A 25,944-nucleotide genomic window follows, 5' to 3' on the forward strand; every position below is an offset into this window, starting at 1 on the left:
CGATTAAGACGATTAAGACGATTAAGACGATTAAGACGATTAAGACGATTAAGACGATTAAGACGATTAAGACGATTAAGACGATTAAGACGATTAAGACGATTAAGACGATTAAGACGATTAGATAAAGGTGTAAACAAAATGGCTATCAGCATTCGATTGGATGAAGACTTCGTCACTGAAGTCAAGGTGTATGCAGAAGCATCCAGCCGTAGTGTGCCCAAGCAGATAGAACACTGGGCCAGAATCGGCAGGATTGCTGAGGATAATCCCGATCTGACATACGAATTTATTATGGAAACTTTGCTCGCCCGAAGCGAAGCAGAGAATGGTAAGGTTTCTCGTTATGTCCGAAGAACAAAACCGAGCAGAGATTGAGGTTTATCAGACCAACCGGTTTGAAAAAGCAATGGACAAATTGCCACAGCAGTTCAGATCCGTTGTTGAAGATGAGATTGATGCGATTGTTGAAAATCCTGAACTGGGTGAACTCAAGAAAGGCGACTTGAGTTATTTAAGGGTTCATAAGTTCAAGCTGAACAACCAGTTAATATTGCTGGGATACAGTTGGAACCAGAACCAACTTATCATCCACCTGTTAATTTTGGGTTCTCATGAGAACTTTTATCAGGAACAGAAAAGGGTGAGAAAGTCAGATTTAAAACTCATCAGGTAAACGAACCCCGGCATCAGCCGGGGTTTTTTGCTTAAAAGTGGCGATGAAATCTTAGCCGCGTACCGCAATAGCTTCGATTTCGAGCTTCACATCTTTCGGCAGACGAGCCACTTCCACGCAGGAACGCGCCGGGAAGGTTGCATTATGCTCTTTGAAGAAGGCTTCATAAGCGGCGTTGACGGTGGCGAAGTCGTTCAGGTCTTTCACGAACACCGTGGTTTTGACGATGTTGCCTACGTTCAGACCAGCGGCTTCCACGATGGCTTTCACGTTTTCCAGCGACTGACGAGCCTGCGCGGTAACGTCGTCCGGCACCAGACCGGTTTTCGGATCCACCGGGATCTGGCCGGAGGTGATGATCATGCTGCCTAGGTCTACACCCTGAACATAAGGGCCGATCGCGGCCGGAGCCTGTTCCGTACTGATAATGCGTGACATGTTTTCTCCTGATTCATGCTGAGTGGACGTGTAAGGGGCACATTATTCCAAAAAGCCGGTGGTGTCGCCATCCATCGCACCGCTTTGGGGTGCTTAGTGGCCGTTCAGCACCGCCTGGCGCTCAAATTCTTTTTCGCAGTATTTGCACTTCAGGTGCACATCGTCATTGCGCTGTTTGACGCTGAAGGAAGAACTTACCGGTTCGATGCGGCTGATGCAGTTAGTGTTCGGGCAGGTGAGAATACCCTCGATATGGGAAGGCAACTGCGGACGTAGTTTGCGCACCACCTCGTAGTTATCGATCTGGTTGACGGTGGCCTGCGGCGCGTACATCGCCAGCTGGTTGGCCTGTTCTTCCGTCAGAAAAATGTTTTCTATTTTGATCAAATCCTTGCGGCCCAGATGGTTGGAGGGCAGGTTCAGGCCGATGGTGATACGTTGATCAGTGGCGGTGAGTTTGAACAGAGTCAGCAGTTTGAAACCGACCTGAGCCGGGATGTGATCGATAACCGTACCGCGTTTGATGGCTTCTACCTGTAGTTTGTTGTCGTGAGTCATTGTCTGTTCCCCCTTCATCACAGAACCAGTTCGCTGTTCAGCACCAGTGCCAGCAGAGCCTGACGTGCATAAATACCGTTGCCCGCCTGCTGGAAATAGTAGGCATAGGGCGTGCTGTCCACATCGGTGGTGATTTCGTCGATACGCGGCAGCGGGTGCAGGACTTTCAGGTTATCGCGGGCGTTGCCTAGGTCGGCGGCGCGCAGGATAAACTGCGATTTGATATTGATGTATTCCGACGGGTCCAGACGCTCTTTCTGAACGCGGGTCATGTACAGGATATCCAACTCCGGCACCACTTCTTCAACGCTGGCGTGCAGGCTGTAAGGGATGTTCTTCTCAGCCAGCATATTGAGGATGTAATCCGGCATCGCCAGCGCGTCTGGGGAAATGAAGTAAAAGCGGTTGCCGTCGAACTTGGCCAGCGCCTGGGTCAATGAGTGCACGGTGCGGCCGTATTTCAGGTCGCCGACCATGGCGATGTTGATATTGTTCAGGCGCCCTTGGGTTTCCTGAATAGTGAACAGATCCAGCAATGTCTGGGAAGGGTGTTGATTGGCGCCGTCGCCTGCGTTGAATACCGGTACGCCGCCGGAGAATTCGGCCGCTAATCTGGCCGCGCCCTCTTGCGGATGGCGCATCACGATGGCATCGACATAGTTGCTGATGACCGAAATGGTGTCGGCCAGGGTTTCGCCTTTTTTCCCAAGCGAAGTATTGCTGCTGTCGGCAAAGCCTACCACGGAAGCGCCCAACCGGTGGATGGCGGTTTCAAATGACAGACGGGTTCGGGTGGAGGCTTCAAAGAAGCAACTGGCGATCACTTTGTGCTTCAGCAGTTCCGGCTGCGGGTTGGCCTTTAGACTGGCGGCCACCTTCAACGTCAGCTCTAGATCGTCCCGGCTGAGATCGTTGATTGAGATAATGTGTTTTTTATAGAGCGGATTGACCATTTGGCGATTCTCCCCCACGGTTAGGTCCGATAAACAAAAGAAGCGATGTGTGCCGCCCAGCGCGACAGGCAAAAAAAAGCCCCTCGAATGAGGGGCTTTTTTAAAGAACGGTTGGGCAACGGAAGGAAAAAAACTGTCAGGCTGCCGAACGGCAGTTGCGGTTGATAACCCACGAAGACAGCGGTATTGGACATGTTCCCTCCCGGCAAATTGTGCGGCATTATACGCGCCGAAAATGTGAATTCAAGCAAAAAACGCCCGTTTTATGCGCCTGGCAATCGGTTGCGGACACCTGTGAACAGGAAACCTGACAAGCGGCGGTCTCGGCTTTCGCCGAGGGGAAAAATGACGGCTGTCGCCAGATGCCATTCATGCTGTCGTCATTTGCGCGCGGCAATATCGATAAGAGTACGCTTGGTATTTGTCTGGTGCCGTGTCGTAGGAATCAAATGTTTTACCGCATCACTTTTTTGCGATGACATGCTGGCGGGGGGCCGCTGGGAAGCGTATAAGGTGCTGTAAAACGTTGTTTCATTTTTTAAGGAGTGACCATGATCACCGGTAACGTCAATCATCTTGAGCTGGTTCCTTATTTGCCTGCTCGTCTGCGCGATGCGATTGAGTATGTTAAGCAGCACATTACGGCGCAGACGCCGCTGGGTAAGCATGATATCGACGGTAACAAGCTGTTTGTGCTGGTTTCCAACGACAGTACCGATGCATTTGAAAATCGTCGGGCCGAGTATCACGCCAAATACCTGGATATCCAAATCGTGCTGGAAGGCACTGAAGGCATGACGTTCAGCAACTTGCCGGCCGGCAAACCAGACGTTGACTGGTTGGCGGACAAGGATATCGCGTTCCTGCCGTCGGGCGAGCAGGAAAAACAGGTGGTACTGCAACCAGGGGATTTTGTGGTGTTCTTCCCCGGCGAAGTACATAAGCCGCTGTGTGCGGTCGGCGCACCGGCGCCGGTACGCAAGGCGGTAGTGAAAATCGATGCCTCTTTGGTGCTGTAACTGTTTTATCTAAGGCGCTGCGGCGCCTTTTCTCTCCTTACGGCAGGACGCTGCCGTCCACATCGTAGCAAAACGCAACCTTCTATTTTTTACCCGTATCTCTGTTTGATGTTGTCGTTGTCGTGCCGATAACCCAGCGCTGTGATCCACCTCGTAAATCATGGCGACAAAAATGAAACCGGTTGCTGCTATAGGATGTTTCAGGCAATCTGAAACCGGTTTCAGTGCGATAGAAACCCATCGTCTTGCATACCCGAAATGATTCAGGTCGCAGGAAGCGGCAGCCGAGCGAGCCCCGGTAGATGGTGGAAATCAAACGATCGGGGGCGATATACCCGTCGGCAGTCGGTTTCAAAGAGCCGGTTGATGAACGCGCAGACAAGGCCGAGGCGGCTAGGGGCTGTGAGTGGGCCACGCTGGCCTGAGATGATGATGGGGATCTCTGTTGCCGCCGGCTTTCGGCAGCTTTTACAAACAAGAGGTGGAAACTGTGAGTAAATTACCTGATGGCTTCTTATGGGGCGGCGCAGTTGCGGCCCATCAACTGGAAGGCGGATGGCAGGAAGGGGGTAAGGGTGTCAGCGTCGTGGATGTGCTGACGGCGGGGGCGCACGGCACATTGCGACGCATCACCGAAGGCGTATTGCCCGGCGAGAGCTACCCAAATCACGAGGCGATCGATTTTTACCATCGCTACAAGGATGACATCGCGCTGTTTGCGGAAATGGGGTTTAAGTGTTTTCGCACCAGCATCGCCTGGACCCGTATTTTCCCGAAGGGAGATGAGCTGGAGCCCTGTGAGGCCGGCCTGCGGTACTACGATGACCTGATCGACGAATTATTGAAACACGGGATCGAACCGGTCATGACCCTCAGCCATTTCGAGATGCCGCTGCATCTGGTTCAACAGTATGACGGCTGGATGAGCCGCAAAACGCTGGAGTGCTTTGTTCGTTTCGCCACTACGGTGATCGAGCGCTATAAGCACAAAGTAAAATACTGGATGACCTTCAACGAGATCAACAATCAGAAAAATGTCGCGGCGGAGATCTTCGGCTGGATGTGTTCCGGGGTGCGTTTCCCGCAGAAGGAGAAACCGGAGGAGGCGATGTACCAGGCGGTGCATCATCAGTTTGTCGCCAGCGCGCTGGTGGTGAAACGGGCGCATGACATCAATCCGGCGATTAAAGTGGGCTGCATGTGCTCTTTTGTGCCTTTCTATCCCTATTCGTGCCACCCGGAAGACGTGATGCTGGCCGCCAGATCGATGCACGATCGTTTCTACTTTTCCGACGTTCATGTGCGTGGATGCTATCCCGGTTATGCCCGGCGGGAGTGGGCGCTCAAAGGATATCACATCCGTATGGAACCGGAGGACGAGCAGATCCTGCGCGAGGGCAAAGCGGACTACATCGGTTTTAGCTATTACATGTCCAGCGTGGTCAAACATGATGTGCAGAACGCTATTGCCGCCAGTATGGACGGCAGCTCGGAGCATTCAATCCCGAACCCGCACCTGAAAGCCAGCGACTGGGGCTGGCAGATTGACCCTGTCGGCCTGCGCTATGCATTGGTGACGCTGTATGAGCGGTACGACGTGCCGCTGTTCATTGTGGAAAATGGGCTGGGCGCGCTGGATAAACCCGACGAAACGGGGGTTTGTCAGGATGACTACCGCATCGATTATTTGCGTTCTCATATCGAGGCCATGAAGGCTGCGGTCTGGGAGGATGGTGTGGAGTTGATGGGGTATACGCCATGGGGCTGTATCGACCTGGTGTCGTTCACGACGGGAGAAATGGCGAAACGCTATGGCTTTATCCATGTGGACAAACATGACGACGGCACCGGTACGTTGAAACGTACGCCGAAGAAATCTTTTTACTGGTATCAGCAGGCGATCGCGTCCAACGGCGAAATGCTGTAGGGCTCGCCCGGCGATGTCTTGCCAGACGGCGCGTTCGGTCTCGTTGGCTGAACGCGCTGCCTCTCGCCTGACTCGGCAAGGTTTTGGTGCCCTGTGGTTGACGGGAATGGCGATGCCGTTACGGCAGCTCGGCATTCTGGGCGAGTGTCGCCACCATGACCGCTTTGATGGTATGCATCCGGTTTTCCGCTTGGTCGAACACGATGCTATGTGTCGACTCGAACACGTCATTAGTGACTTCCATGCCATTGTGCAGGTCGTACTGCTCGGCCATTTGCTTGCCGAGAGTGGTCTGATCGTCGTGGAATGCTGGCAAACAGTGCAGGAATTTCACCTGCGGATTCCCGGTGGCGGCGATCATGTCCATATTGACCTGATACGGACGCAGTAGATTGATGCGCTCCGCCCAGGCGTCTTTCGCTTCGCCCATCGACACCCACACGTCGGTGTAGATGAAATCCACGTCTTTCACACCAGTGGCCACACTCTCCGTGAGGGTAATCGAGCCGCCGGTTTTGACGGCAGCGGCCTGGCATTCCGCTACCAGCGCCGCATCGGGCCAGCAGGCCTTCGGGGCGATCAACCGCAGATCGAGGCCGGTCAACGCGGCCGCATCCAGCATGGAGTTGCCCATGTTGTTGCGGGTATCTCCGACATAGGCCAGTTTCATGGCCGACAGCGGTTTCTCCGGCAGATGTTCCTGCATGGTCATCAGGTCGGCCAGCAACTGCGTGGGGTGGAATTCGTTGGTCAGGCCGTTCCAGACCGGAACGCCGGAAAATTCCGCCAGCGTTTCCACTAGCACCTGGCCGTAACCACGGTATTGGATGCCGTCATACATGCGGCCCAGCACACGCGCTGTGTCTTTCATGGATTCTTTATGACCGATCTGGCTGCCGCTGGGCCCGAGATAAGTTACTTGTGCGCCCTGATCATATGCAGCAACTTCGAAAGAGCAACGAGTGCGAGTCGAATCTTTTTCGAAGATGAGTGCGATGTTTTTGCCTTGCAGATGGCGGGTTTCAGTACCGTTTTTCTTATTGATTTTGAGGGTAGCGGCGAGTGACAACAGCGTTTCTATTTCCGCAGGGGTAAAATCCATCAGTCTTAAAAAGTGACGCTTATAAAACGGGTTCATCTTTTTGTCTCCATGTGGCTCAACGCGCGTGGTTGAATTAAAATTCACTTTATATGTGTAAATATTCAATTTCAAGTGTCGGCTTAAAACTTTCTGGTGGAGACGAACGCGGGGCTGTGGGAAAATAAGACCATCTTTGCCGTTTTTATGAGGACTGGGACATGGCAAACCGTGAATTGCTGGAAGAACAACGTGAAGAGACACGCCTGATTATCGAAGAGTTGCTGGAAGATGGCAGCGATCCTGACGCGCTCTATACTATCGAACACCATTTTTCCGCCGAGAAGTTCGAGGATCTGGAAAAGGTGGCGGTGGACGCCTTCAAGCTGGGCTACGAAGTTACGGACGCCGAAGAGCTGGATACGGAAGAAGGTATCACGCTGATGTGTTGCGATGCGATTTGCGAGGTGTCGTTGAATGCCGAACTTATCGATCAGCAAGTGGAGCAGTTGCTGGCGCTGGCGGAACGTCATCAGGTCAACTATGACGGCTGGGGCACCTATTTCGAAGATCCGAACGGCGACGATGACGATTTCGACGAGGAAGACGAAGATTTCTACGATGAGGACGATGACGGCAAACGTCATTGATTCTTGGGGTTGTTCTGATACCCGCCGCCCGGCGGGTATTTTATTTCCGGCTTAAAGCGTTTTCAGCATTCTGACTTCACAATCCACATGACCGGTACAACCCATGGCATGGTTGATATGCTGGAAACCCAGTTTCTCATAAAGATGGATGGCGCGGGTCAGGTGCCCGGTCGTTTCCAGATAGCAGCGTTGAAACCCTTGCAGACGGCCGAACTCCAGCGCGCGTTCAGCCAGTTGCCGGGCGATGCCCTGTCCACGGGCGATGGGTAAGAAATACATCTTTTGCAATTCACATACGTCGGTATCTCCGCCTGCCAGCGGCGCTAAACCGCCTCCGCCAACCACTTCGCCACGATATTCGACAACCCAGTAGATGCAGTGGGGACGGCTGTACACCTCGAACAGTCTATCCAGGTCGGGGTCGGAAACAGTGTATCCCTTATCGGCGGTTAGACCGAATTCGGCGGAAACACGCCGGATTACGCCAGCTATCGCGTCATTGTCGGCGGCGGTAATCGGGCGTGTCAGCAATGGGACTGAAGCTGGGATCGTCATGGATGCTCACTCTGGTCTGAAGACGGAGGAATCATGCTGACGTGTAATGGACAGCATGCTATATCGCCCGGCGATTATACGTGGTGAATGTGTCGAGCCAAACGTCTGTTATTGGGATCACCCCGAAATGGTTGTCATCAACTGGCGATCGGGCCGCATGACAATATTTCTGACGGCGTATTGCACTGATTTCTCTTTTATGAGATTTTTTCTCTTATTAAAGAAATGAAGGGGCGTTTAGCGATGGAAAATCGATTGTCGGATATCGATTTACGGCTGTCTGAACGGTTGTCCGCGTTGCGTCGTGAACGCGGTTGGTCGTTGGATGAGCTGGCGCTTAATAGCGATATCAGCCGTGCTACGTTGTCGCGTATGGAGCGGGGGGAAACCAGCCCGACGGCGGCGTTGCTGGGCCGGCTGTGTGTTGTGTATGGCTGTACGATGTCCCGTCTGCTGGCTGAAGTGGAAACACCGTCGCCGCAAAAGCTGGAACCGGGGCAGCAGACGGTCTGGGTGGATACTGAAACGGGTTTTGTCCGGCGTAGCGTTTCTCCGCCGGTAAATGGATTCAATGCGGAGATGATTCTCGGCCAGTTGCCAGCCGGTGCCCGGATTGAATACAACGCACCGCCGATTTACGGCCTTGAACACCATCTTTATGTTTTGGACGGGCGTCTGGAGATCGCGTTGGATGAGCGGATGTATGCATTGTCACCTGGCGATAGCCTGCGTTACCGGTTGCATGGTCCGTCTGCTTTTCATAACCCTGGCGCGGGTGATGTCCGTTACCTTATCGCCATTTGTAAACCCTGACAGGCCGTGATAGGAGCGGAATATGACTCATTCTGTCAATATGGCGGCAGTGCCGCTGGTGATTCGCAAAGATGATTTGTCCGGCGATAAGACCCGGGCGTTGGTGGCGCTGCATCTGGCGGGAATGCATGAAAGTTCGCCGCCGGAGCATGTTTTTGCTCTGGACGTGTCCGGATTACAGGCACCGAACGTGACATTCTGGAGCGTCTGGCAGGGGGACGACGTGGTAGGGATCGGCGCGTTGAAAATGCTGGATGCCGGGAGCGCCGAAATCAAGTCGATGCGTACCCATCCCCGGCATCTACGGAAGGGCGTGGCGGCATATTTGTTGGATTACGTTATCATGCAGGCTCGTCAGAGCGGGCTGCGTCGCCTGAGTCTGGAAACCGGCAGAGGCGATGCGTTTGAACCTGCATTGGCGCTGTATCGTAGTAGAGGGTTTGTTAATGGTGAGGCATTTTCAGATTATCATGCAACAAAATTCAATAAATTCATGCATTTAATTTTGTAGAATTCAGTGGGTGAACAGAGATCTCTGTGTGAGTGTCGTCGGGATGAGCGTTGGGTATTGAGGATATCGCGACCGATAGCAAGGATTGTTTTCTAATGATGATTATTAATCAGATAATATTTCAATCTAAGTAAAATCAATGGGAGATAATATTTTTTTTCATAGTTAGTTCGCTATCGTTATTGGGATATTTTAGTGAAAACATTAATATCAACATTCCCATTTCTTCAGTGACGAATAAAGTGCTGTTTATGGTAAACCGTATAGCATCATGGATGGCGGGGTTGATGTTCCTGCTTGTTTTTTCTTCTTTTTCTGTTAGTGCAGATGCCGAAGGTCTTATTCCTCAGGAAGGTGACTGGATTGCACCTGAATTTACTTTTCATACCGGCGAAACGCTGAAAGCCTTTCGTATGCATTATTACACGCTCGGCGATAGCAAAAAGCCGGCAATATTATTGCTGCATGGCACCAATCAACCAGTAAAAGCTTTGTTGGCCAACGGGTTTGCAGGTGAATTATTTGGGCCGGGGCAGCCGCTGGATATTAATAAATATTTCATCGTTATTCCTGAAAGTATTGGTTCGGGTAAAACCGCTAAGCCGTCAGATGGATTGCGTATGAAGTTTCCGCAGTACAATTATGCGGACATGGTGTTGGCGCAATATCGTTTGTTGACCGAAGGTCTGGGAATTACGCATTTGCGTCTGGTTATGGGATATTCCATGGGCGGAATGCAAACTTGGCTATGGGGCGAAAAATATCCTCAGATGATGGATGCGCTGGTGCCGATGGCCTCTCAGCCGACAGAGTTGTCCGGTAGAAACTGGATGCTGCGCCGGATGCTGATTGAATCCATCAAACGCGATCCTGCCTGGAACAACGGTGATTACACCGCACAACCGCCGGCGCTGCAGACTGCCAATATTATGTTCAGCATCGCCACTACCGGCGGTACGCTGGCTTACCAGAGCAAAGCGCCGACGCGCGCCCTGGCGGATAAACTGGTAGCGGAGCGGCTGGTTGCGCCTGTGACGGCGGACGCCAACGACTTTATTTATATCTGGAGTTCATCGGCAGATTATAATGCGGTACCGGAGTTGAACCGTATTCAGGCCCCCATGTTGGTGATTAACTCCGCCGATGATGAGCGTAATCCAATTGAAACAGGCATTCTGGATAATGAGCTCAAAAAAATAAAACATGCCGAGCTGTTCCTTATTCCTGCAAGTAAGGAAACTAGCGGACACGGCACCATGATGTCAGCGAAGTTCTATAAAGCCAGACTGGGTGAATTTATGGAGAAAATCCAGAAACATCATAAATAATCAGTGTCCGGCGGTATTTCGTTTTTCGGAGCAATGACTCCGGATGGCAATGAAGTCCGCCTACCTGTTAATGGCTGGCAAAAAATGCAATTACTGTCAGCCTTATTTCTTCTGTGATATTTCCTTTTCGTTTTTATTTCGGTTTATATCCGTTCAATTCAGGTTGCAGATAGCCGTGCCATTTACCGACCGAATGACAGCGGATATAGCGTTTTCCTGTGCGGCAATGATGGTGTTATTGCTGCGCTGTTCCATATATCAGGTTTGTATTCGCCATTGGGATACAGCATAAACAGCAGGGACAAATTATGTTTCGCAAAATCAAGATTCGCACCACATTAACCATCATGATTTTCTTACTGGCGGCGCTGTTGCTGTTTGTTGGTGTTATCGGGCTGGTCGCTGTGCAGTCGGGTAATCAGTCGTTTTCCAAAGTCGATAAAGACGTACTGCCGGGGCTGGTAGCGTTGAATGAAAGTTCCGAGTGGCTGCTGCGCGGCCGTCTGGATTTGCGTTTGTATGAATCGTTGGTCGGAAAAGGCGATATGGAAGCGGCTAAAGTCGCGCTGAACAGAGCCCGTACCAAAGTGGATGATTCCGGGAAAAAGTGGCGGGAATACCTGACTTATCCGCAGTCCGAGCAGGAAAAAGCGATCTCTGCGGAAATGTCCGCCCGACGTGACGCGCTGATGAATGACTTTATTGATCCGGCCTTCCGGGCATTGGACGCGGGAAATCTTGACGAATATCGGCAGCGGGCAGGGAAATCCACCGTGCTGTATGCCAGCTTTGATAAGGCGGCTAAAAATCTGGTGGCATTTAAACGCCAGAGTATTGATGACGCCTATGACGATTCCAACCAGCGCGTGTCGCGCGTGCGTATCGTGTTGGGCGTAGTGGTCGTGGTGACATTGCTGCTGGCTGTCTTGGCGTGGAATATCCTGACTAATCTGGTGGTGAAACCGCTGAATCAGGCGATTACGGTTTTTGACCGCATCGCGGAGGGCGATCTGCGGGCCCAGATCGATATCAACGGTAAAAACGAGATCGCCCATCTATTTGCCGCGGTGCAGCGTATGCGCGACGGGTTGGAAAACATGGTACGAGTGGTGCGTAGCGGTACCGATTCTATCAGCGTCGGCGTGGAAGAAATCGCTTCCGGTAACATCGACTTGTCCAGCCGAACCGAACAACAGGCCGCTTCGCTGGATGAAACCGCCGCCAGTATGGAACAGATTATGGCGATGGTGAAAAACAACGAGAGTCATACCCGCAAAGCGAATGATCTGGCGAAGAAAGCGTCCGATACCGCATCACGCGGTGGCGAGGTGGTGACGGAAGTGGTGGACACCATGCAATCCATCCGGGAAAGTTCGTCGAAGATCCCCGATATTGTCGGCGTGATTGATAGCATTGCGTTCCAGACCAACCTGCTGGCGTTGAACGCCGCCGTCGAAGCGGCGCGAGCCGGCGAACAGGGCAAAGGCTTTGCGGTAGTCGCGTCCGAAGTACGAATGCTGGCGCAGCGTAGCGCAACGGCCGCGCGTGAGATTGGCACCATGATTGAGAATTCACTGGGGCGCATCGAGAAAGGCGCCGGATTGGTGGAGGTGGCCGGTAAAACCATGAATGAAGTGCTGTTGGACGTCAGCAAGGTGGTTACGGTGATGGATGAAATCATGCTGGCTTCCGGCGAGCAGAGCCGGGGTATTTCACAGATTAATATCGCCATCAACCAGATGGACGGCGTGACGCAGCAGAACGCTTCGTTAGTGGCGGAGGTGGCGACCGCCGCCGGTTCGCTGAAAGAACAGTTGGGTAGCCTGCAGCAATCCGTGGCCAGTTTCCGGCTCGATAATGCACCCCATGATGCTCAAAGACAGCCATCCTCCGATCCGCGCTTTGCGCTGGTCGATAGACGCTGACGGGGCGCTATGATCCCCGGCGTCGGCATAAGGCGCCGGTGGGATGTCCCCTGTAGCGGCGATGATAACGTAAAAAGCCCCGGTTTCCCGGGGCTTTTTTATGCGGGCGATATCATTACAGCGCAGCGATGACGGCCTGTTGTTCCAACAACTTGGCTTTGGCAACTGCATAACCGTCACGTTTTTCACGCTCTTTGGCAACGACGGCTTCCGGTGCGCGCGCCACGAATCCTTCGTTGGACAGTTTGCTGTCAATACGGCCGATTTCCACTTCGAGCTTCGCCACTTCTTTCGCCAGACGATCCAACTCGGCGGCTTTATCGATCAGACCTGCCATCGGGATCAGCAGTTCAGCGCCGTCCACCAGTTTGGTGACGGAAACCGGGCCTTTGTCGCCGGCAGGCAGCAACGTGATGCTTTCCAGCCGCGCCAGCGTCTGAATAAAGCCGAGGTTATCCTGCACCCGGCGCGCGGTATCGGCGGAGGCATCGCGCAGCAGCAGCGTCAGCGGCTTGCTGGGGGCGATGTTCATTTCGGCGCGGATATTGCGCACGGCAACGATCGCCTGCTTGATCCACTCCAGATCGTTGAACGCTTGCTCATCTTCCAACGCGACGTCAAACGCCGGGAACGGCTGCAACATGATGGTATCGGCATTCACGCCTTTCAGCACTTTGACGCGCTGCCAGATGGTTTCGGTAATGAACGGAATAATCGGATGCGCCAGGCGCAGCAACGCTTCCAGCACTGTTACCAGCGTGTGGCGGGTACCGCGCAGTTCTGCTTCGCTGCCGCCGTTCATCACCGGCTTGGTCAGTTCCAGATACCAGTCGCAGAATTGGTTCCAGGTGAATTCGTACAGCACATTGGCGGCCAGATCGAAACGGTAGCTGTCCAGCGCTTCGCGGTAGGCTTTCACCGTGCGGTTGAATTCCGCCAGAATCCAGCGGTCTGCCAGCGACAGCACTTTTTCGCCGCCGCTAAAGCCGCAATCCTGCTCTTCGGTATTCATCAGCACGAAACGGCTGGCGTTCCACAGCTTGTTGCAGAAGTTACGGTAGCCTTCCAGACGTTTCATGTCCCAGTTGATGTCGCGGCCGGTAGAAGCCAGCGCCGCCAGCGTAAAGCGCAGCGCATCAGTACCATGCGGTTCAATGCCGTTCGGGAACTGTTTCTCCGTGCGTTTGCGGATTTTCTCCGCCAACTGTGGCTGCATCATGTTGCCGGTGCGTTTTTCCAGCAGGGCTTCCAGTGAAATGCCGTCTACCATATCCAGCGGGTCAATCACGTTGCCCTTGGATTTAGACATTTTCTGGCCTTCTTCGTCGCGGATCAGGCCGGTCATGTACACGGTATGGAACGGTACCTGCGGTTTGCCGTCTTCATCTTTGATGAAGTGCATGGTCATCATGATCATGCGGGCGATCCAGAAGAAAATGATGTCGAAACCGCTCACCATCACGCTGCTGGGATGGAACGCTTTCAGCTCCGGCGTCTGTTCCGGCCAGCCGAGAGTGGAGAATGTCCACAAGGCGGAAGAGAACCAAGTGTCCAGCACGTCGTCGTCCTGACGCAACGCGATACCCGTTTCCAGATTATTGTCGCGGCGTACTTCGGCTTCATCACGGCCGACATACACCTTGCCGTTGTCGTCGTACCACGCCGGGATGCGGTGGCCCCACCACAGTTGGCGGGAGATGCACCAGTCCTGAATGTCGCGCATCCAGCTGAAATACATGTTTTCGTACTGTTTCGGCACGAACTGGATACGCCCATCTTCCACGGCTTCCACCGCTGGCTTGGCCAGCACGGCGGCGCGCACGTACCACTGATCGGTCAGCATCGGTTCAATGACGACGCCGCCGCGGTCGCCGTAGGGCACTGTCAGGTCGTGTGGTTTGATTTCGTCAAGCAGGCCCAGTTCGTCAAAGGCGGCTACGACCGCTTTACGGGCGGCGAAACGCTCCAGCCCGCGGAAGGCGTCCGGTATTTCGCTGCTGTAGGCGGTGCTGGCTTCACCGTTGGTGCTGAATATTTCCGCTTCCTGGCGGATATCACCGTCGAAGGTCAACACATTGATCATCGGCAACTGATGACGTTTACCGACTTCATAGTCGTTGAAATCGTGCGCCGGGGTGATTTTCACGCAACCGGTGCCTTTTTCCATATCGGCATGTTCGTCGCCGACGATTGGAATGCGGCGGCCGACCAGTGGCAGGATCAGGTATTTGCCGATCAGATCTTTATAGCGCGGATCTTCCGGGTTGACCGCGACGCCGGTATCGCCCAGCACGGTTTCCGGACGGGTGGTGGCGACAACCAGATAATCTTTACCGTCGGCGGTTTTTACGCCATCAGCCAGCGGATAGCGCAGATGCCACATAGAACCTTTGACGTCGCGGTTTTCCACTTCCAAATCGGAGATGGCGGTACGCAGTTTCGGATCCCAGTTCACCAGGCGTTTACCGCGATAAATCAGGTCTTCTTTATACAGGCGAACGAACACTTCCTTCACCGCATTGGAAAGCCCCTCATCCATGGTGAATCGTTCGCGTTCCCAGTCTACGGAGTTGCCCAGACGGCGCATCTGCCGGGTGATGGTGCCGCCGGATTCGGCCTTCCACTGCCAGATTTTTTCGATAAAGGCGTCACGGCCGTAATCGTGGCGATTTTTACCCTCTTCAGCGGCGATTTTGCGCTCCACCACCATCTGGGTGGCGATGCCGGCGTGGTCGGTTCCTGCCTGCCACAGGGTGTTTTTACCCTGCATACGTTGGTAGCGAATCAGGGTATCCATAATGGTTTGCTGAAAGGCATGACCCATGTGCAAGCTGCCGGTGACGTTGGGCGGCGGGATCATAATGCTGAAACTGTCTTTGCTGGTATCGCCGTTGGGCTTGAAATAGCCCTGTTTTTCCCAGTGTTCGTAGAGCGGCTGCTCAATATCGTGTGGGTTATATGTCTTTTCCATTATGCTCAAAATTCAGTGAGTTGGCGGCGTCGCCGTGGTCAATTGGAAGCCGACGCTGCGGTAGGCTTTATAGCGTTCGCGCGCCAACTGTTTCAGGGATTCTTCGTAAGGGACGAAGTCTATCACTTCATGGAAAGCGGTGGCAAAATCTGCGAACTGGGGCATTAGGCTTATCAACAGGTCGCGCGGCCCGTTGCCGCGTTTGTGCGGCCAGGCCAGTTCCACCGGAGCACCCTGGCGAGGGCCTTCACCCGCCAGATTGTGGGGGACAAAGGTGTGCGGCTCTCGCTGCCACAGTGCTTCGTCCAGCCGCAGGGCTTGTTGTTCGTCTTCGCAGGCGATAAGAACGCGCTTTCCTGCCCGCCAGGCGGCCGCAGCCAAATCGCAGGACAGCGCCTCGCAGGCGTTAAGCTCTCCGCTGGGGGTGTCATGGTCGAGCAGATAAAAGATGGCGTTTTTCATAACGTTAACCGGCCGATATCCATAGAACGTCGCTGACGGGGTTCATCCCCGCCCTGGCGGGGATGGTGTGTCGACGCTATGTTAACAGCGTTCGGCGACGGGCGGACATTATTCCGTATCGTTCAGGCCGGCGCGGTTGAGCAGAAACTGGGACAGTAACGCCACTGGGCGCCCTGTGGCGCCTTTGGCTTTGCCGGAACGCCAGGCAGTGCCCGCGACATCCAGGTGGGCCCAATTGTACTTGCGGGTGAAACGAGACAGGAAGCAGGCGGCGGTGATGGCGCCGCCAGGACGACCGCCGATGTTGGCCATATCCGCGAAGTTGGATTCCAACTGTTCCTGATATTCATCGCCCAACGGCAGGCGCCAGGCGCGATCGCCGGACTGCTCGGCGGCCCCCAGCAGCTCGTGCGCCAGTGGATTGTGGTTCGACATCAGCCCGGTGAGATGATGACCCAGCGCGATCACGCAGGCGCCGGTTAGCGTAGCGACGTCGATAACCACTTCCGGATCAAAACGCTCGACGTAGGTCAGTGCATCGCACAGCACCAGACGGCCTTCGGCGTCGGTGTTCAGCACTTCAACAGTTTGGCCGGACATGGTGGTGAGGATATCGCCGGGACGATAGGCGCGGCCATCTACCATATTTTCGCAGCCGGCCAATATGCCGATAATGTTGAGCGGCAACGCCAGCTCGGCCGCCATGCGCATCACGCCGTAGACGGACGCGGCGCCGCACATGTCGTATTTCATTTCATCCATGCTGTCGGCGGGTTTGATGGAGATACCGCCTGCATCGAACGTCAGACCTTTACCCACCAGAACGATCGGTTTGACGTCGTTACTGGGGTCGCCCTTGTATTCAATCACCGACATCAGCGATTCGTTCTGAGAACCCTGTCCGACGGCCAGATAGGCGTTCATACCCAGTTCTTTCATCTGCTGTTCGCCGATCACGCGGGTGGTGATCTGGTCATAGTTGTCTGCTAACTGGCGTGCCTGTGAGGCCAGATACGCCGCGTTGCAAATATTCGGCGGCATGTTCCCGAGATCCTTGGCGGCTTTGATGCCGGAAGCGATCGCCAGGCCATGCTGAATAGCCCGTTCGCCGGAGGTCAGTTCGCGGCGGGTCGGTACGTTGAACACCATCTTGCGTAATGGGCGGCGTGGTTCGACACGGTTGGTTTTCAACTGATCAAAGGTATAGAGCGTTTCTTTGGCGGTTTCGACGGCCTGCCGTACTTTCCAGTAGGTATTGCGGCCTTTGACGTGCAGTTCGGTCAGGAAGCAGACGGCTTCCATGGAGCCGGTATCGTTAAGCGCATTGATGGTTTTCTGGATCACCTGTTTGTATTGGCGTTCGTCCAGTTCGCGCTCTTTTCCGCAACCAATCAGCAAGATACGCTCGGAAAGAATGTTCGGTACATGATGCAGGAGCAGTGATTGCCCAACTTTGCCTTCCAGTTCGCCGCGGCGCAGCAGTGCGCTGATATAGCCATCGCTGATTTTATCGAGTTGCTCCGCGATCGGGGACAGTCGACGGGGTTCAAATACGCCGACCACAATGCAGGCGCTCCGCTGTTTCTCCGGGCTACCGCTTTTTACGCTGAACTCCATGTACTCTCCTGAATCTCTAAAGACAACGGCGGGATCTACGGTTAGAATGTGACACTCCGTAATACTTTCCCGCCGTTGCGTTAACGTAACCTGTGTTAAGCTAAACGACGTAGCGAATTTGTTGCTGATGATACTCAGCAGGTTCTGATAAACATCCCGAAACAGGGATGTTGTAATAATGCTTTAGCTACGAAGGTTGCCACAAATGAGTATAAATGGCGAGTTAGCGAAAAAACTATCGACTTTCCTGCAAAAAGACAAGTTTTCACAGGCGTAATTGAGCGTGATCATCATTCGATATCTGGTTCGGGAAACCTTCAAAAGCCAAGTGGCTATCCTGTTCATCCTACTGCTGATTTTTTTCTGTCAGAAACTGGTGAGAATTCTGGGCGCCGCAGTCGACGGCGAGATACCTACGAATCTGGTGCTATCGCTATTGGGGCTGGGCGTGCCTCAAATGGCGCAGCTCATTTTGCCGCTGAGCTTGTTTCTGGGGTTGCTGATGACCTACGGAAAACTGTATGCGGAAAGTGAAATCACCGTCATGCACGCCTGCGGACTCGGCAAAAGCGTATTACTTAAAGCATCCCTGTTGTTGGCGATATTGACGGTGCTGTTGGCTATGGTGAATGTACTGTGGCTGAGCCCCTGGTCTTCCCGGCATCAGGACGAGGTTTTGGCGGAAGCGCGGGCCAACCCCGGCGTAGCATCCATGGTGGAAGGGCAGTTTCAGCAAACGCAGGATGGTAATTCGGTATTGTTTGTCGGCAATGTGAGCGGACAGGATTTCGAGCGTATCTTCATGGCGCAATTGCATCCACGCGAGAATACGCGCCCGTCTGTGGTCGTCGCTGATCGCGGACATATCGTGGCGCGTAATGACGGTGCCCAGATAGTTACCTTGAGCAAGGGGGTGCGGTATGAGGGCACTGCGATGTTGCGGGATTTCCGCATTACTGATTTTGTGAACTATCAGGCGGTAATGGGGCACCAGGACGTGGCGATTGATCCGACCAATGTCGAACAGATGGATATGAAAACGCTATGGAGCTCGCCCGATATTGCTGCCAGAGCCGAATTCCACTGGCGCCTGACGTTGGTTTTGTCTGTGCTGATTATGGCGGTGATGGTGGTGCCGCTCAGCGTGGTCAACCCACGTCAGGGGCGCGTATTGAGCATGCTTCCCGCGATGTTGCTCTATCTGGTGTTTTTCCTGCTGCAAAGTTCGCTGCGTTCTAATGCAAGTAAAGGCAAGTTGGATCCTCTGATGTGGATGTGGTTGACGAATCTGGTCTATTTCGGGATTGCGGTCGCGCTGAATCTATGGGATGGCGTACCGATGCGGAAAGTGCGGGCTCGTCTGCGAGTGAGAGGAGCCGTCTGATGTTTCGTGTGTTGGATCGCTATATCGGTAAAACTATTTTCAATACCATCATGATGACGTTGTTCATGCTGGTATCGCTCTCCGGCATCATCAAATTCGTCGATCAACTGCGTAAAGTCGGCCAGGGCAGTTATTCGGTTCTAGGCGCGGGTCTTTATACGCTGCTCAGCGTCCCCAAAGATATTGAGATCTTCTTCCCGATGGCCGCGTTGTTGGGGGCCTTGCTTGGGCTGGGCAACCTGGCGACGCGCAGTGAACTGGTGGTGATGCAGGCCTCCGGTTTTACCCGCCTGCAAATTGCCGGTTCGGTGATGAAAACCGCCATTCCGCTGGTGCTGCTGACGATGGCGATTGGGGAGTGGCTGGCGCCGCCGGGGGAACAAATGGCGCGTAACTATCGTTCCCAGATGATGTATGGCGGCTCCATGCTGTCCACCCAGAGTGGGTTATGGGCGAAAGACGGCAACGACTTTGTCTATATCCAACGAGTGCAGGGTGAGAATGAACTCGCCGGTGTGAACATTTATCATTTTGACAATCAGAGCAAGCTGCTGTCGGTGCGTTATGCGGCGTCTGCGGTGTATGAAAACGGTGTTTGGCAGTTGTCCCAAGTGGAAGAATCCGATCTGCGCAGCAACAAGCAAATCAGCGGAAGCCAGACAATCAGCGGCGAATGGAAAACCGGGTTGACGCCGGACAAATTGGGTGTGGTGGCGCTTGATCCGGATGCGCTTTCCATCCGTGGCCTGTATGACTATATCAATTACCTGAAACAGAGTGATCAGGAGGCCAGCCGTTATCAACTGAACATGTGGAGCAAACTGTTTGCGCCACTGTCGGTGGCGGTCATGATGCTGATGGCGCTATCGTTTATCTTCGGCCCACTGCGTAGCGTGCCCGCGGGGGTACGTATTGTGATTGGCATCAGCTTCGGTTTTCTGTTCTATGTGCTCGATCAGATCTTCGGGCCGCTCAGCCTGGTATATCGCATACCGCCGATACTTGGCGCTCTGCTGCCCAGTGCGTTGTTCCTGTTCATCAGCATTATGCTGTTGCTGAAACGTCGTTAAGCCTGACGGCTGGCGGATAATGCCGTCAGCTGTTGGCCACTTCCTCATGAGATTTTCCTATTTTTGCCGTCGATGGAAGTGATAAAGATGATTTTTTCAGCACTCGATATGCCAATGAAAGGATTAAGGTTGCGCTGTATCGATGTAACGGTATAATCCACCACGTTTTCCGCAAAGTACTACTTCGTGCCGAAGTGGCGAAATCGGTAGACGCAGTTGATTCAAAATCAACCGTAGAAATACGTGCCGGTTCGAGTCCGGCCTTCGGCACCAAAATTCAAAAATCAAGCCACCTTCGGGTGGCTTTTTTTGTGTCCGCTATCGTCCACTGACTTCCATATATCATTGTTAAATAAAGATTTAATCTGATTTTATTGTCTGGGTAGATTGTGCGTTTTTTCCACAATGGTCTTTTTGCATCCGTTGACATCCAGATTATTTGGGGGTCAAGATAAGGGTCAATTCGCTTCGATTATGAGTTGACCCCCAATTATGGCCCTGACTGACGTTGTTGCTCGTACCGCTAAGCCCCGCGAGAAGGCCTACAAGCTTGCGGATGCACATGGCCTGTACCTTCTGGTGAGTCCTAACGGTTCTAAGCGCTGGTATCTCAAGTACCGTTTCGACGGTAAGGAAAGCCGGATTGCTTTCGGTGCCTACCCGCTGATCTCGCTGGCGAAGGCCAGGGTGAAACGCGACGAGGTGCGATTACTGCTGTCAGAAGGCATCCACCCAACGGAAAAGCGGGAAGAAGAGAAAGAACAGGCACAGGCTGCGCTGAACACCTTTGAAAAGGTGGCAAAGGACTGGCACCGAAACATCAGCCAAAACCGATGGTCACAAACGCACGCTGGACGGGTATGGCGTGACATGGAACGTAATATTCTGTCTGCCATCGGCCAGCGCCACATCGCCGACCTGAAAACCAAAGACCTGCTTGAACCGCTTAAAGTCGTGGAGCAAAACGGCCATCTTGACTTGGCGTCGCGGCTACGCCAGCGCGTTACCGACATCATGCGTTACGCGGTACAAAATGACCTGATCGAGCGCAACCCGGCGCAGGATCTCACCGGGGTGATAGCTGCGCCAAAGGCGACGCATCGGCCAGCCTTGAAGCTCGATAAACTGCCTGACTTTCTGACACAGATTGAACGCTACAAAGGGCGAGCGTTAACCCGACTGGCTTTAAAACTCACCCTGTGCGTTTTCATCCGTTCCAGCGAGCTACGCTTTGCCCGTTGGCCGGAAATCGACTTTAAACGCGCGATGTGGACGATACCGCCCGAACGTGAAGCCATTCCCGGAGTGAAACACTCACAGCGTGGTGCAAAGATGCGCTCTGAACATCTGGTGCCGTTATCCCGACAGGCTTTAGCACTGCTGGAAGAGATTAAGGCTATCAGCGGCGCTCACGAACTGGTCTTCCCCGGCGACCACCAACCAACCAAACCGATGAGTGAAAACACCATCAACAGTGCATTGCGAACAATGGGCTATGACACCACCACCGAAGTATGCGGACACGGCTTCCGCACCATGGCCTGTAGCGCACTGGTAGAATCCGGTCAGTGGCCACGGGATGCGGTAGAACGCCAGATGAGCCATCAGGAACGCAACGGCGTCCGTGCTGCGTATATCCACAAAGCCGAACATCTTGAGGAGCGCAAGCTGATGCTGCAATGGTGGGCGGATTATCTGGATGCCAACCGGGAAGAGCATGTTGTGCCGTATGAGTTTAGAAATATCTGATTCATTAGAGAGTTGGCGATGTTGATGCCGGGCGTATCCTGCATCGAAGGTGTATGTATTAAGTTCCGCACCAGCCCCTTTTTGTGGGGGGCTGGTGCTCATTTTTCTTATGTGGATGATTTTTCTTGAGGATCATCATACCCAAGTATTATTTCTGCCAGCTAGTCAGAAATAATAAGCCTGGATGTGTCGCACCGATGCCAACCGACAAGCCAGTGCAAAATCCGGCTTATGAACACTGCGTCAATCTTAACCCAGTGACAGCTTAAGTTGCATTCCGCAAGCAGCGGCATATCGTTGTAAGGTTGAGATACTGGCACTGGATACATTTCTCTCAAGGCGACTTACGGCGGGGTGGCTCACACCCATGCGAGCGGCGATCTCTATACTTGTCAGACTTGATTTGGACTTCATTTCGATCAGAACAGCGCGAAGCGCTTCTTCTTGAGTTTCGTCCTCATACGCTTTTTTAACTTCAGGATGAGAAAGCGCTTTCGCTTTAACATCAGAAAATCGGATACCTTTAACTGCCATCTTTCAATTCCTCCCATCGTGACTTTGCCAGCGCTATTTCAGCTTTTGGGGTCTTAGGGGTTTTCTTGAGGAATGTCCTTAAAATATAGATCTTACGTCCTTTGGCGTAAGCAAAAAACGTTCTGCTGATGTCTTTTCTACCAACCCGTAGCTCAAACAATCCATCTTCAATGATGCCCGTGTCTGGATATCTTAGCTCGGGCCCTTTAGCTTCAAGCTTTTCCAGCCCTTTAAGCGCCTTTGCCTGCATAACAGGTTCGAGGTCATGAATTTCGCTTGCAGCTTCGGGGTGAAAAATCAATTCATACTGGCCGCTTCTGCAATGTCACACCGCCTGACGCGGGCGACCAGATCTAGACCATCATCGTGGCCGCAATGATTGCAGAACCAGGTGCCACGCCCCCGCTTGTCATCAAAGCGGAAGCGATCTTTTCCACCGCAGACAGGGTAAGGGCCATGCTGGCCCCCGGCAGGAAAGTAGATATCTAATGCCGCCAGAATCGACGGCGTAAAACACGCTCACCGTGGCTCAAAAATGTGCACTCCGCACCTGGTGCCGCTTTCCCGGCAGGCGCTGGCAACCTTAAAGCAAATCCAGCAAGTTAGCGGCGACCATGTGTTTATCTTTCTTGGCGACCATGACCCGCGTAAACCCATGAGTGAGAACAGGGTGAACAAAGCGCTGCGAGTGATGGGGTATGACACCAAGGTTTTTCTTCACTACCTGCTATTAAAAATCAGCTTCAGTCCCAATAGACCCATAACGCATCCGGCGGTGCTATCGACGATTTTTCTGTATTTCAGATAGGCGTTACGTGGTGATTCGGCGGAAAGAACAAAGGCGACGATAACATACCATCCGGCATCAATCAGGAATGCCACCAGTGGGATAACGGCATAAAAATACAAGGGAATCTGCTGGGGTAATAACGCGGAAAATACTCCGGCGAAGACAACTGCCGTTTTCGGGTTGCTTAATTGGGTGAATAGTCCAAACAGAAATGCACGCCGCAATGATAGGTTCGTTGTTTCCGTCTCGGGGCCTTGAGCCAACGGTGTGTTGGCGGAACGCCAGATCTTGACGGCCAGATAAACCAAATAGACTCCGCCGAAGACTTTCAACAGCCAGAATATCATCGGGACTGCCAAGAACACCGCATGCACGCCCAACAAGGCGATGACGGAAAATATCAACGCGCCTGAACCCATCCCCAATGCGGTGGCAACACCGTGATGTCGCGACAGCGCTATCGAATTCCTGGCCACAAACAGAAAGCTGGGGCCGGGGCTGATGGCACCGACGGCGAGCGCGGCGGCGATAGCGAAGATAGACATGTAGGTTGGCATTATTGACCTCTCTGGAATGGGAGCATTACACCTTTTGAGGTTAAGTCTGGCCGGGGGTGTGTGCAATAACAAGCTGAAAATAAAAGGAAGATCTTAGAATGAAGCGCTGCCCAAGGGGGACGAGAGCGACGGGAGACCGTGCGCCAGGTTGATGATTTGTGCGGTGGCTTGCTGCCGTCAAAAATAGTGTGATGTTTGGCTAATAACACAAGTCTGAAGGTCTAATTAATTGAATAATTACTATTTATTTTCGTTTTGCTTGCGAATTGACCGGCTTTTGACGCGATAGCAAAGATAAGAATGTGATATGGATCGCATCTTTTGTAAAAACGAATATAGTAACCATGGTGATAATTGACTTGTCAGTTACAAGGAACGAATTGGTAACAGTAATTTAAAGATAAGGTAACGATTATGAACATGAATATTAAAACCACCCTAGCTGCCATCGCACTGAGTGCTCTGTCCTTCGCCTCTTTCGCTGCAACTGAAGTTCAGGCACCGCAAGGTCAGGAAATCGGCAGCGTGTCCGCCAACGCTTCTACGTTGGATGGCCTGTCGGCTCGACTGGCGGCAAAAGCTGAACAAGCTGGCGCCAAGTCGTTCCAGATTGTTTCCGTCAGTGGTGACGACACCCTTCACGGCAATGCCGTACTGTACAAATAATTAACCGCGGCGTGGCGGGAGACCGCGACGCCACTTGCAGTTTGCGGTGCACGTCATATTCGTTGTACCGCCAGAATCCCTCCTTGTGTGTCCATTTTCTTTGTGTTGGCCGGGCGTTAGCCCGGTTTTTTTTATGCTGAGTTCCCCAAATGAGTGGTACCCATAACACCTGATGGGATAGGCGCTTCTTTCTGCTATCTATTTCCGGTTTAAAACTCGCTGAATATTCTTGTCGTTTTCTTTATATCCCTCTGAAGGAATATCCATAACCGATCCATAGAATGGTATGTCTTGCCGATGCATCTTGCTTGTCTTGATCGTATTGGCGGTCGCTGCCCCGAAGGACGGCTGGCAGACGAGTCGCTGTTTGCATAGAACGTGTTGTGGAGGGGAGTGATGACAAAGTTAACCCGACTTGCGGTGATGGCCGCGGGGGCTCTGCTGGCGGTGGGGTTTAGTTCGGTGGTGCTGGCCAGGCCGTACGGCCCTGGGCCCGGCCCCGGCCCGTGGCATGATTGGCGCTGGGGGCCGGTGTGGTATCCGGGCCCGGTGGTAGTGGTAACGCCCGATCCCGGCCCGCCGGTGGTTTATACCCAACCTGCGCCGGCGCAGGTATGGGTGGAGAAAACGCCGACGTATCGTTACTACTGCCCTGATCCGGCCGGGTACTACCCCAAAATCGGCCGTTGTCCCAAAGGTTGGATGAAAGTGGTGGCGGATAAGCCGTAACAGGAAGGACGTGGGAATGAAACGAAATTATGCGCTAGGCGTTATCGTTATGCTGCTTACCGGCGTCGGGCTATCAGGGTGCGTCTCGACGCCCACCGCGCCATCGGTGATGTCGTTACCCGGCAGTGGTAAAAGTTATGAGCAGTTCCGCGCCGACGATGCCGTGTGTAAAAACACCGCGTATCGAGCGGTGAATGGCGAAGCCAGTACGGCCAACAATCAGAGTGTCACGACAGCCGTCGCCGGTGCGGCTATCGGTACTGCGACGGGGGCGCTGCTGGGAGCAGCCGGCGGTGGCCCGCGGGGGACGTCCAACGGCGCAGCCGTAGGTGCGGCGAGCGGCCTGCTGGTCGGGTCGGCCATCGCCAGCGGCAATGGCGCTCGTACGCAGGGGGCATTGCAGGATCAGTTTGATGTGGTTTATATGCAGTGCATGTATGCGAAGGGCGAAAAAATCCCGCAGGCGTACTCTTGGGCGCAGCAGGCTGATGCTTCGGAAGTACCGCCGGATTACTCTCCTGGCGCATCGGCGGTGCCGCCGGATTATCACCCCTGAGGGGCGCCGTGCCACCTGTCTTTTTTCACTACCGGCGCAGGCCGGGCTCCGTATAACGGCGGCGCTCGGTCTGAAAGGATGTTGGCGCCGGCGAGTGGAAATCCGGCAGGAAGCGGCTGACATCCACCTCTTTAAACGCCGAACGCTCAACGTGGGTTTTGAGATGAAACGGTACGGTGCAGTCGAACAGGGTTTTGCACGATATGCCCAGCGGCAGAATGCTCGGGCGGCACTCCGGCGACTGGGTAGGATCCCACGGGTGGCAGCGTACACCGGGAATAAATACCGTATCGACGTCGCCCTGATCGCGGGTCGGCGTGGCCCACATCACGTCGTCGCTGTCAAAAATATCCACGTCTTTGTCCACCAGCATCACATGTTTTAGCTCAGGGAATGCCGAGAACGCCGGCCATGCCCTACCCGCTGGA

General features: G+C 53.5%; 27 protein-coding genes, 1 tRNA gene and 3 pseudogenes. 17 read left to right on the forward strand and 14 right to left on the reverse strand.

Translation table 11 applies throughout. The features are described from left to right. Window positions 1-141 precede the first annotated feature (141 nt). Both HEP82_RS15985 and HEP82_RS15990 read left to right on the forward strand, forming a co-directional pair. Window positions 142-378, forward strand: coding sequence for a ParD-like family protein (locus tag HEP82_RS15985; RefSeq protein WP_071605140.1), 237 nt, complete (start codon window positions 142-144; stop codon window positions 376-378). Next, entirely contained in the window at window positions 347-676 is a 330-nt protein-coding gene (locus HEP82_RS15990; RefSeq protein ID WP_192459002.1) for a type II toxin-antitoxin system RelE/ParE family toxin, read from the forward strand. Before HEP82_RS15985 ends, HEP82_RS15990 begins: the two co-directional genes overlap by 32 nt. A 51-nt stretch (window positions 677-727) precedes the next feature. Here HEP82_RS15990 and ridA read toward each other — a convergent pair whose 3' ends face one another. The 4 genes from ridA to HEP82_RS16010 all read right to left on the reverse strand — a co-directional run bounded on the left by ridA (window position 728) and on the right by HEP82_RS16010 (window position 2,819). Then, window positions 728-1,114, reverse strand: a complete 387-nt coding sequence (gene ridA / locus HEP82_RS15995) for a 2-iminobutanoate/2-iminopropanoate deaminase (protein ID WP_192459003.1) — start codon at window positions 1,112-1,114, stop codon at window positions 728-730. Between the two features lie 93 nt (window positions 1,115-1,207). After that, window positions 1,208-1,672, reverse strand: a complete 465-nt coding sequence (gene pyrI, locus HEP82_RS16000; protein WP_192459004.1) for an aspartate carbamoyltransferase regulatory subunit — start codon at window positions 1,670-1,672, stop codon at window positions 1,208-1,210. Window positions 1,673-1,689: 17 nt separating this feature from the next. Further along, the gene (gene pyrB, locus HEP82_RS16005; RefSeq protein WP_192459005.1) at window positions 1,690-2,625 is read right to left on the reverse strand and encodes an aspartate carbamoyltransferase; all 936 of its coding nucleotides are present in this window, start codon (window positions 2,623-2,625) and stop codon (window positions 1,690-1,692) included. 20 nt (window positions 2,626-2,645) lie between these two features. Continuing rightward, window positions 2,646-2,819, reverse strand: coding sequence for a hypothetical protein (locus HEP82_RS16010; protein ID WP_192459006.1), 174 nt, complete (start codon window positions 2,817-2,819; stop codon window positions 2,646-2,648). 357 nt (window positions 2,820-3,176) lie between these two features. Here HEP82_RS16010 and HEP82_RS16015 point away from each other — a divergent pair, with 357 nt between their 5' ends. Together HEP82_RS16015 and HEP82_RS16020 are read left to right on the forward strand one after the other, a co-directional pair. Then, a complete protein-coding gene (locus HEP82_RS16015) occupies window positions 3,177-3,644 on the forward strand; it encodes a YhcH/YjgK/YiaL family protein (protein ID WP_192459007.1) in 468 nt (155 codons plus the stop codon). 490 nt (window positions 3,645-4,134) lie between these two features. Further along, complete coding sequence (locus tag HEP82_RS16020; RefSeq protein WP_192459008.1) at window positions 4,135-5,571, forward strand: 6-phospho-beta-glucosidase; 1,437 nt, start codon at window positions 4,135-4,137, stop codon at window positions 5,569-5,571. Window positions 5,572-5,689: 118 nt separating this feature from the next. On the opposite strand, the gene argF is transcribed toward HEP82_RS16020, so the two are convergent. Then, window positions 5,690-6,709: an ornithine carbamoyltransferase gene (gene argF, locus HEP82_RS16025; RefSeq protein ID WP_192459009.1), complete on the reverse strand. Its 1,020-nt coding sequence runs from the start codon at window positions 6,707-6,709 to the stop codon at window positions 5,690-5,692. Between the two features lie 161 nt (window positions 6,710-6,870). On the opposite strand from argF, the gene rraB reads away from it, so the two are divergent. Beyond that, window positions 6,871-7,299, forward strand: coding sequence for a ribonuclease E inhibitor RraB (rraB, locus tag HEP82_RS16030; protein WP_192459010.1), 429 nt, complete (start codon window positions 6,871-6,873; stop codon window positions 7,297-7,299). 51 nt (window positions 7,300-7,350) lie between these two features. Here the strand turns inward: rraB and HEP82_RS16035 are convergent, their stop codons facing one another. Further along, window positions 7,351-7,854 carry a GNAT family N-acetyltransferase gene (locus tag HEP82_RS16035; protein ID WP_192459011.1) on the reverse strand — a complete coding sequence of 168 codons (504 nt, stop codon included), beginning with the start codon at window positions 7,852-7,854 and terminating at the stop codon, window positions 7,351-7,353. A gap of 243 nt (window positions 7,855-8,097) precedes the next feature. On the opposite strand from HEP82_RS16035, the gene HEP82_RS16040 reads away from it, so the two are divergent. The 4 genes from HEP82_RS16040 to HEP82_RS16055 all read left to right on the forward strand — a co-directional run bounded on the left by HEP82_RS16040 (window position 8,098) and on the right by HEP82_RS16055 (window position 12,431). Continuing rightward, a complete protein-coding gene (locus tag HEP82_RS16040; RefSeq protein WP_192459012.1) occupies window positions 8,098-8,667 on the forward strand; it encodes a helix-turn-helix domain-containing protein in 570 nt (189 codons plus the stop codon). Window positions 8,668-8,689: 22 nt separating this feature from the next. Next, window positions 8,690-9,178: a GNAT family N-acetyltransferase gene (locus HEP82_RS16045; RefSeq protein WP_192459013.1), complete on the forward strand. Its 489-nt coding sequence runs from the start codon at window positions 8,690-8,692 to the stop codon at window positions 9,176-9,178. Between the two features lie 251 nt (window positions 9,179-9,429). Next, window positions 9,430-10,506, forward strand: coding sequence for an alpha/beta fold hydrolase (locus tag HEP82_RS16050; protein ID WP_192459014.1), 1,077 nt, complete (start codon window positions 9,430-9,432; stop codon window positions 10,504-10,506). Between the two features lie 308 nt (window positions 10,507-10,814). After that, window positions 10,815-12,431: a methyl-accepting chemotaxis protein gene (locus tag HEP82_RS16055; RefSeq protein WP_192459015.1), complete on the forward strand. Its 1,617-nt coding sequence runs from the start codon at window positions 10,815-10,817 to the stop codon at window positions 12,429-12,431. Window positions 12,432-12,546: 115 nt separating this feature from the next. Here the strand turns inward: HEP82_RS16055 and HEP82_RS16060 are convergent, their stop codons facing one another. From HEP82_RS16060 to pepA, 3 genes are all read right to left on the reverse strand, one after another. Continuing rightward, entirely contained in the window at window positions 12,547-15,402 is a 2,856-nt protein-coding gene (locus HEP82_RS16060; protein WP_192459016.1) for a valine--tRNA ligase, read from the reverse strand. A 12-nt stretch (window positions 15,403-15,414) separates the two neighbouring features. Next, window positions 15,415-15,864: a DNA polymerase III subunit chi gene (locus tag HEP82_RS16065; RefSeq protein WP_023638497.1), complete on the reverse strand. Its 450-nt coding sequence runs from the start codon at window positions 15,862-15,864 to the stop codon at window positions 15,415-15,417. Between the two features lie 108 nt (window positions 15,865-15,972). Continuing rightward, complete coding sequence (pepA, locus tag HEP82_RS16070) at window positions 15,973-17,481, reverse strand: leucyl aminopeptidase (RefSeq protein WP_192459017.1); 1,509 nt, start codon at window positions 17,479-17,481, stop codon at window positions 15,973-15,975. A 283-nt stretch (window positions 17,482-17,764) separates the two neighbouring features. Between pepA and lptF the strand changes: the two genes are divergently transcribed. From lptF to HEP82_RS16090, 4 genes are all read left to right on the forward strand, one after another. Beyond that, window positions 17,765-18,865, forward strand: coding sequence for an LPS export ABC transporter permease LptF (gene lptF, locus HEP82_RS16075; RefSeq protein WP_192459018.1), 1,101 nt, complete (start codon window positions 17,765-17,767; stop codon window positions 18,863-18,865). Beyond that, entirely contained in the window at window positions 18,865-19,935 is a 1,071-nt protein-coding gene (gene lptG, locus HEP82_RS16080) for an LPS export ABC transporter permease LptG (RefSeq protein ID WP_192459019.1), read from the forward strand. The genes lptF and lptG overlap by 1 nt, the downstream gene beginning before the upstream one ends. A gap of 188 nt (window positions 19,936-20,123) precedes the next feature. Continuing rightward, window positions 20,124-20,208: transfer RNA gene (locus HEP82_RS16085), tRNA-Leu, on the forward strand. Between the two features lie 219 nt (window positions 20,209-20,427). Next, on the forward strand, window positions 20,428-21,684 hold the full coding sequence (locus tag HEP82_RS16090) for a tyrosine-type recombinase/integrase (protein ID WP_192459020.1): 1,257 nt from the start codon (window positions 20,428-20,430) through the stop codon (window positions 21,682-21,684). A gap of 249 nt (window positions 21,685-21,933) precedes the next feature. Here HEP82_RS16090 and HEP82_RS16095 read toward each other — a convergent pair whose 3' ends face one another. The 3 genes and pseudogenes from HEP82_RS16095 to HEP82_RS16105 form a co-directional block, all read right to left on the reverse strand. Further along, a complete protein-coding gene (locus HEP82_RS16095) occupies window positions 21,934-22,218 on the reverse strand; it encodes a helix-turn-helix domain-containing protein (RefSeq protein WP_192459021.1) in 285 nt (94 codons plus the stop codon). Beyond that, entirely contained in the window at window positions 22,208-22,519 is a 312-nt protein-coding gene (locus HEP82_RS16100; RefSeq protein WP_192459022.1) for a type II toxin-antitoxin system RelE/ParE family toxin, read from the reverse strand. The genes HEP82_RS16095 and HEP82_RS16100 overlap by 11 nt, the downstream gene beginning before the upstream one ends. An 8-nt stretch (window positions 22,520-22,527) precedes the next feature. Next, a pseudogene (locus HEP82_RS16105) lies at window positions 22,528-22,719 on the reverse strand (primase-helicase zinc-binding domain-containing protein); the annotation flags it as partial. Between HEP82_RS16105 and HEP82_RS16110 the strand changes: the two are divergent. Continuing rightward, window positions 22,718-22,930: pseudogene (locus HEP82_RS16110) on the forward strand (integrase); the annotation flags it as partial. The pseudogenes HEP82_RS16105 and HEP82_RS16110 sit on opposite strands and share 2 nt — an antisense overlap. An 8-nt stretch (window positions 22,931-22,938) precedes the next feature. On the opposite strand, the gene HEP82_RS16115 reads toward HEP82_RS16110, so the two are convergent. Next, window positions 22,939-23,565, reverse strand: coding sequence for a LysE family translocator (locus HEP82_RS16115; protein ID WP_192459023.1), 627 nt, complete (start codon window positions 23,563-23,565; stop codon window positions 22,939-22,941). 420 nt (window positions 23,566-23,985) lie between these two features. On the opposite strand from HEP82_RS16115, the gene bhsA reads away from it, so the two are divergent. The 3 genes from bhsA to HEP82_RS16130 all read left to right on the forward strand — a co-directional run bounded on the left by bhsA (window position 23,986) and on the right by HEP82_RS16130 (window position 25,516). Beyond that, entirely contained in the window at window positions 23,986-24,231 is a 246-nt protein-coding gene (gene bhsA, locus HEP82_RS16120; RefSeq protein ID WP_192459075.1) for a multiple stress resistance protein BhsA, read from the forward strand. Between the two features lie 396 nt (window positions 24,232-24,627). Beyond that, window positions 24,628-24,960 carry a hypothetical protein gene (locus HEP82_RS16125; RefSeq protein ID WP_192459024.1) on the forward strand — a complete coding sequence of 111 codons (333 nt, stop codon included), beginning with the start codon at window positions 24,628-24,630 and terminating at the stop codon, window positions 24,958-24,960. A gap of 16 nt (window positions 24,961-24,976) precedes the next feature. Then, window positions 24,977-25,516: a YMGG-like glycine zipper-containing protein gene (locus tag HEP82_RS16130; RefSeq protein WP_192459025.1), complete on the forward strand. Its 540-nt coding sequence runs from the start codon at window positions 24,977-24,979 to the stop codon at window positions 25,514-25,516. 97 nt (window positions 25,517-25,613) lie between these two features. Here HEP82_RS16130 and HEP82_RS16135 read toward each other — a convergent pair. Then, a pseudogene (locus HEP82_RS16135) lies at window positions 25,614-25,922 on the reverse strand (UbiD family decarboxylase); the annotation flags it as partial. Window positions 25,923-25,944 lie beyond the last annotated feature (22 nt).

Source organism: Musicola keenii, from assembly GCF_014855505.1.
GTDB lineage: Bacteria > Pseudomonadota > Gammaproteobacteria > Enterobacterales > Enterobacteriaceae > Musicola > Musicola paradisiaca.

Excerpts from the sequence above, each read along its gene's own strand:
- HEP82_RS15985 (WP_071605140.1), top strand. The coding sequence starts at position 142 with ATGGCTATCAGCATTCGATTGGATGAAGACTTCGTCACTGAAGTCAAG.
- HEP82_RS15990 (WP_192459002.1), top strand. The coding sequence starts at position 347 with ATGTCCGAAGAACAAAACCGAGCAGAGATTGAGGTTTATCAGACCAAC.
- ridA (WP_192459003.1), bottom strand. The coding sequence starts at position 1,114 with ATGTCACGCATTATCAGTACGGAACAGGCTCCGGCCGCGATCGGCCCT.
- pyrI (WP_192459004.1), bottom strand. The coding sequence starts at position 1,672 with ATGACTCACGACAACAAACTACAGGTAGAAGCCATCAAACGCGGTACG.
- pyrB (WP_192459005.1), bottom strand. The coding sequence starts at position 2,625 with ATGGTCAATCCGCTCTATAAAAAACACATTATCTCAATCAACGATCTC.
- HEP82_RS16010 (WP_192459006.1), bottom strand. The coding sequence starts at position 2,819 with ATGTCCAATACCGCTGTCTTCGTGGGTTATCAACCGCAACTGCCGTTC.
- HEP82_RS16015 (WP_192459007.1), top strand. The coding sequence starts at position 3,177 with ATGATCACCGGTAACGTCAATCATCTTGAGCTGGTTCCTTATTTGCCT.
- argF (WP_192459009.1), bottom strand. The coding sequence starts at position 6,709 with ATGAACCCGTTTTATAAGCGTCACTTTTTAAGACTGATGGATTTTACC.
- rraB (WP_192459010.1), top strand. The coding sequence starts at position 6,871 with ATGGCAAACCGTGAATTGCTGGAAGAACAACGTGAAGAGACACGCCTG.
- HEP82_RS16035 (WP_192459011.1), bottom strand. The coding sequence starts at position 7,854 with ATGACGATCCCAGCTTCAGTCCCATTGCTGACACGCCCGATTACCGCC.
- HEP82_RS16040 (WP_192459012.1), top strand. The coding sequence starts at position 8,098 with ATGGAAAATCGATTGTCGGATATCGATTTACGGCTGTCTGAACGGTTG.
- HEP82_RS16045 (WP_192459013.1), top strand. The coding sequence starts at position 8,690 with ATGACTCATTCTGTCAATATGGCGGCAGTGCCGCTGGTGATTCGCAAA.
- HEP82_RS16050 (WP_192459014.1), top strand. The coding sequence starts at position 9,430 with ATGGTAAACCGTATAGCATCATGGATGGCGGGGTTGATGTTCCTGCTT.
- HEP82_RS16055 (WP_192459015.1), top strand. The coding sequence starts at position 10,815 with ATGTTTCGCAAAATCAAGATTCGCACCACATTAACCATCATGATTTTC.
- HEP82_RS16060 (WP_192459016.1), bottom strand. The coding sequence starts at position 15,402 with ATGGAAAAGACATATAACCCACACGATATTGAGCAGCCGCTCTACGAA.
- HEP82_RS16065 (WP_023638497.1), bottom strand. The coding sequence starts at position 15,864 with ATGAAAAACGCCATCTTTTATCTGCTCGACCATGACACCCCCAGCGGA.
- pepA (WP_192459017.1), bottom strand. The coding sequence starts at position 17,481 with ATGGAGTTCAGCGTAAAAAGCGGTAGCCCGGAGAAACAGCGGAGCGCC.
- lptG (WP_192459019.1), top strand. The coding sequence starts at position 18,865 with ATGTTTCGTGTGTTGGATCGCTATATCGGTAAAACTATTTTCAATACC.
- HEP82_RS16090 (WP_192459020.1), top strand. The coding sequence starts at position 20,428 with ATGGCCCTGACTGACGTTGTTGCTCGTACCGCTAAGCCCCGCGAGAAG.
- HEP82_RS16095 (WP_192459021.1), bottom strand. The coding sequence starts at position 22,218 with ATGGCAGTTAAAGGTATCCGATTTTCTGATGTTAAAGCGAAAGCGCTT.
- HEP82_RS16115 (WP_192459023.1), bottom strand. The coding sequence starts at position 23,565 with ATGCCAACCTACATGTCTATCTTCGCTATCGCCGCCGCGCTCGCCGTC.
- bhsA (WP_192459075.1), top strand. The coding sequence starts at position 23,986 with ATGAATATTAAAACCACCCTAGCTGCCATCGCACTGAGTGCTCTGTCC.
- HEP82_RS16125 (WP_192459024.1), top strand. The coding sequence starts at position 24,628 with ATGACAAAGTTAACCCGACTTGCGGTGATGGCCGCGGGGGCTCTGCTG.
- HEP82_RS16130 (WP_192459025.1), top strand. The coding sequence starts at position 24,977 with ATGAAACGAAATTATGCGCTAGGCGTTATCGTTATGCTGCTTACCGGC.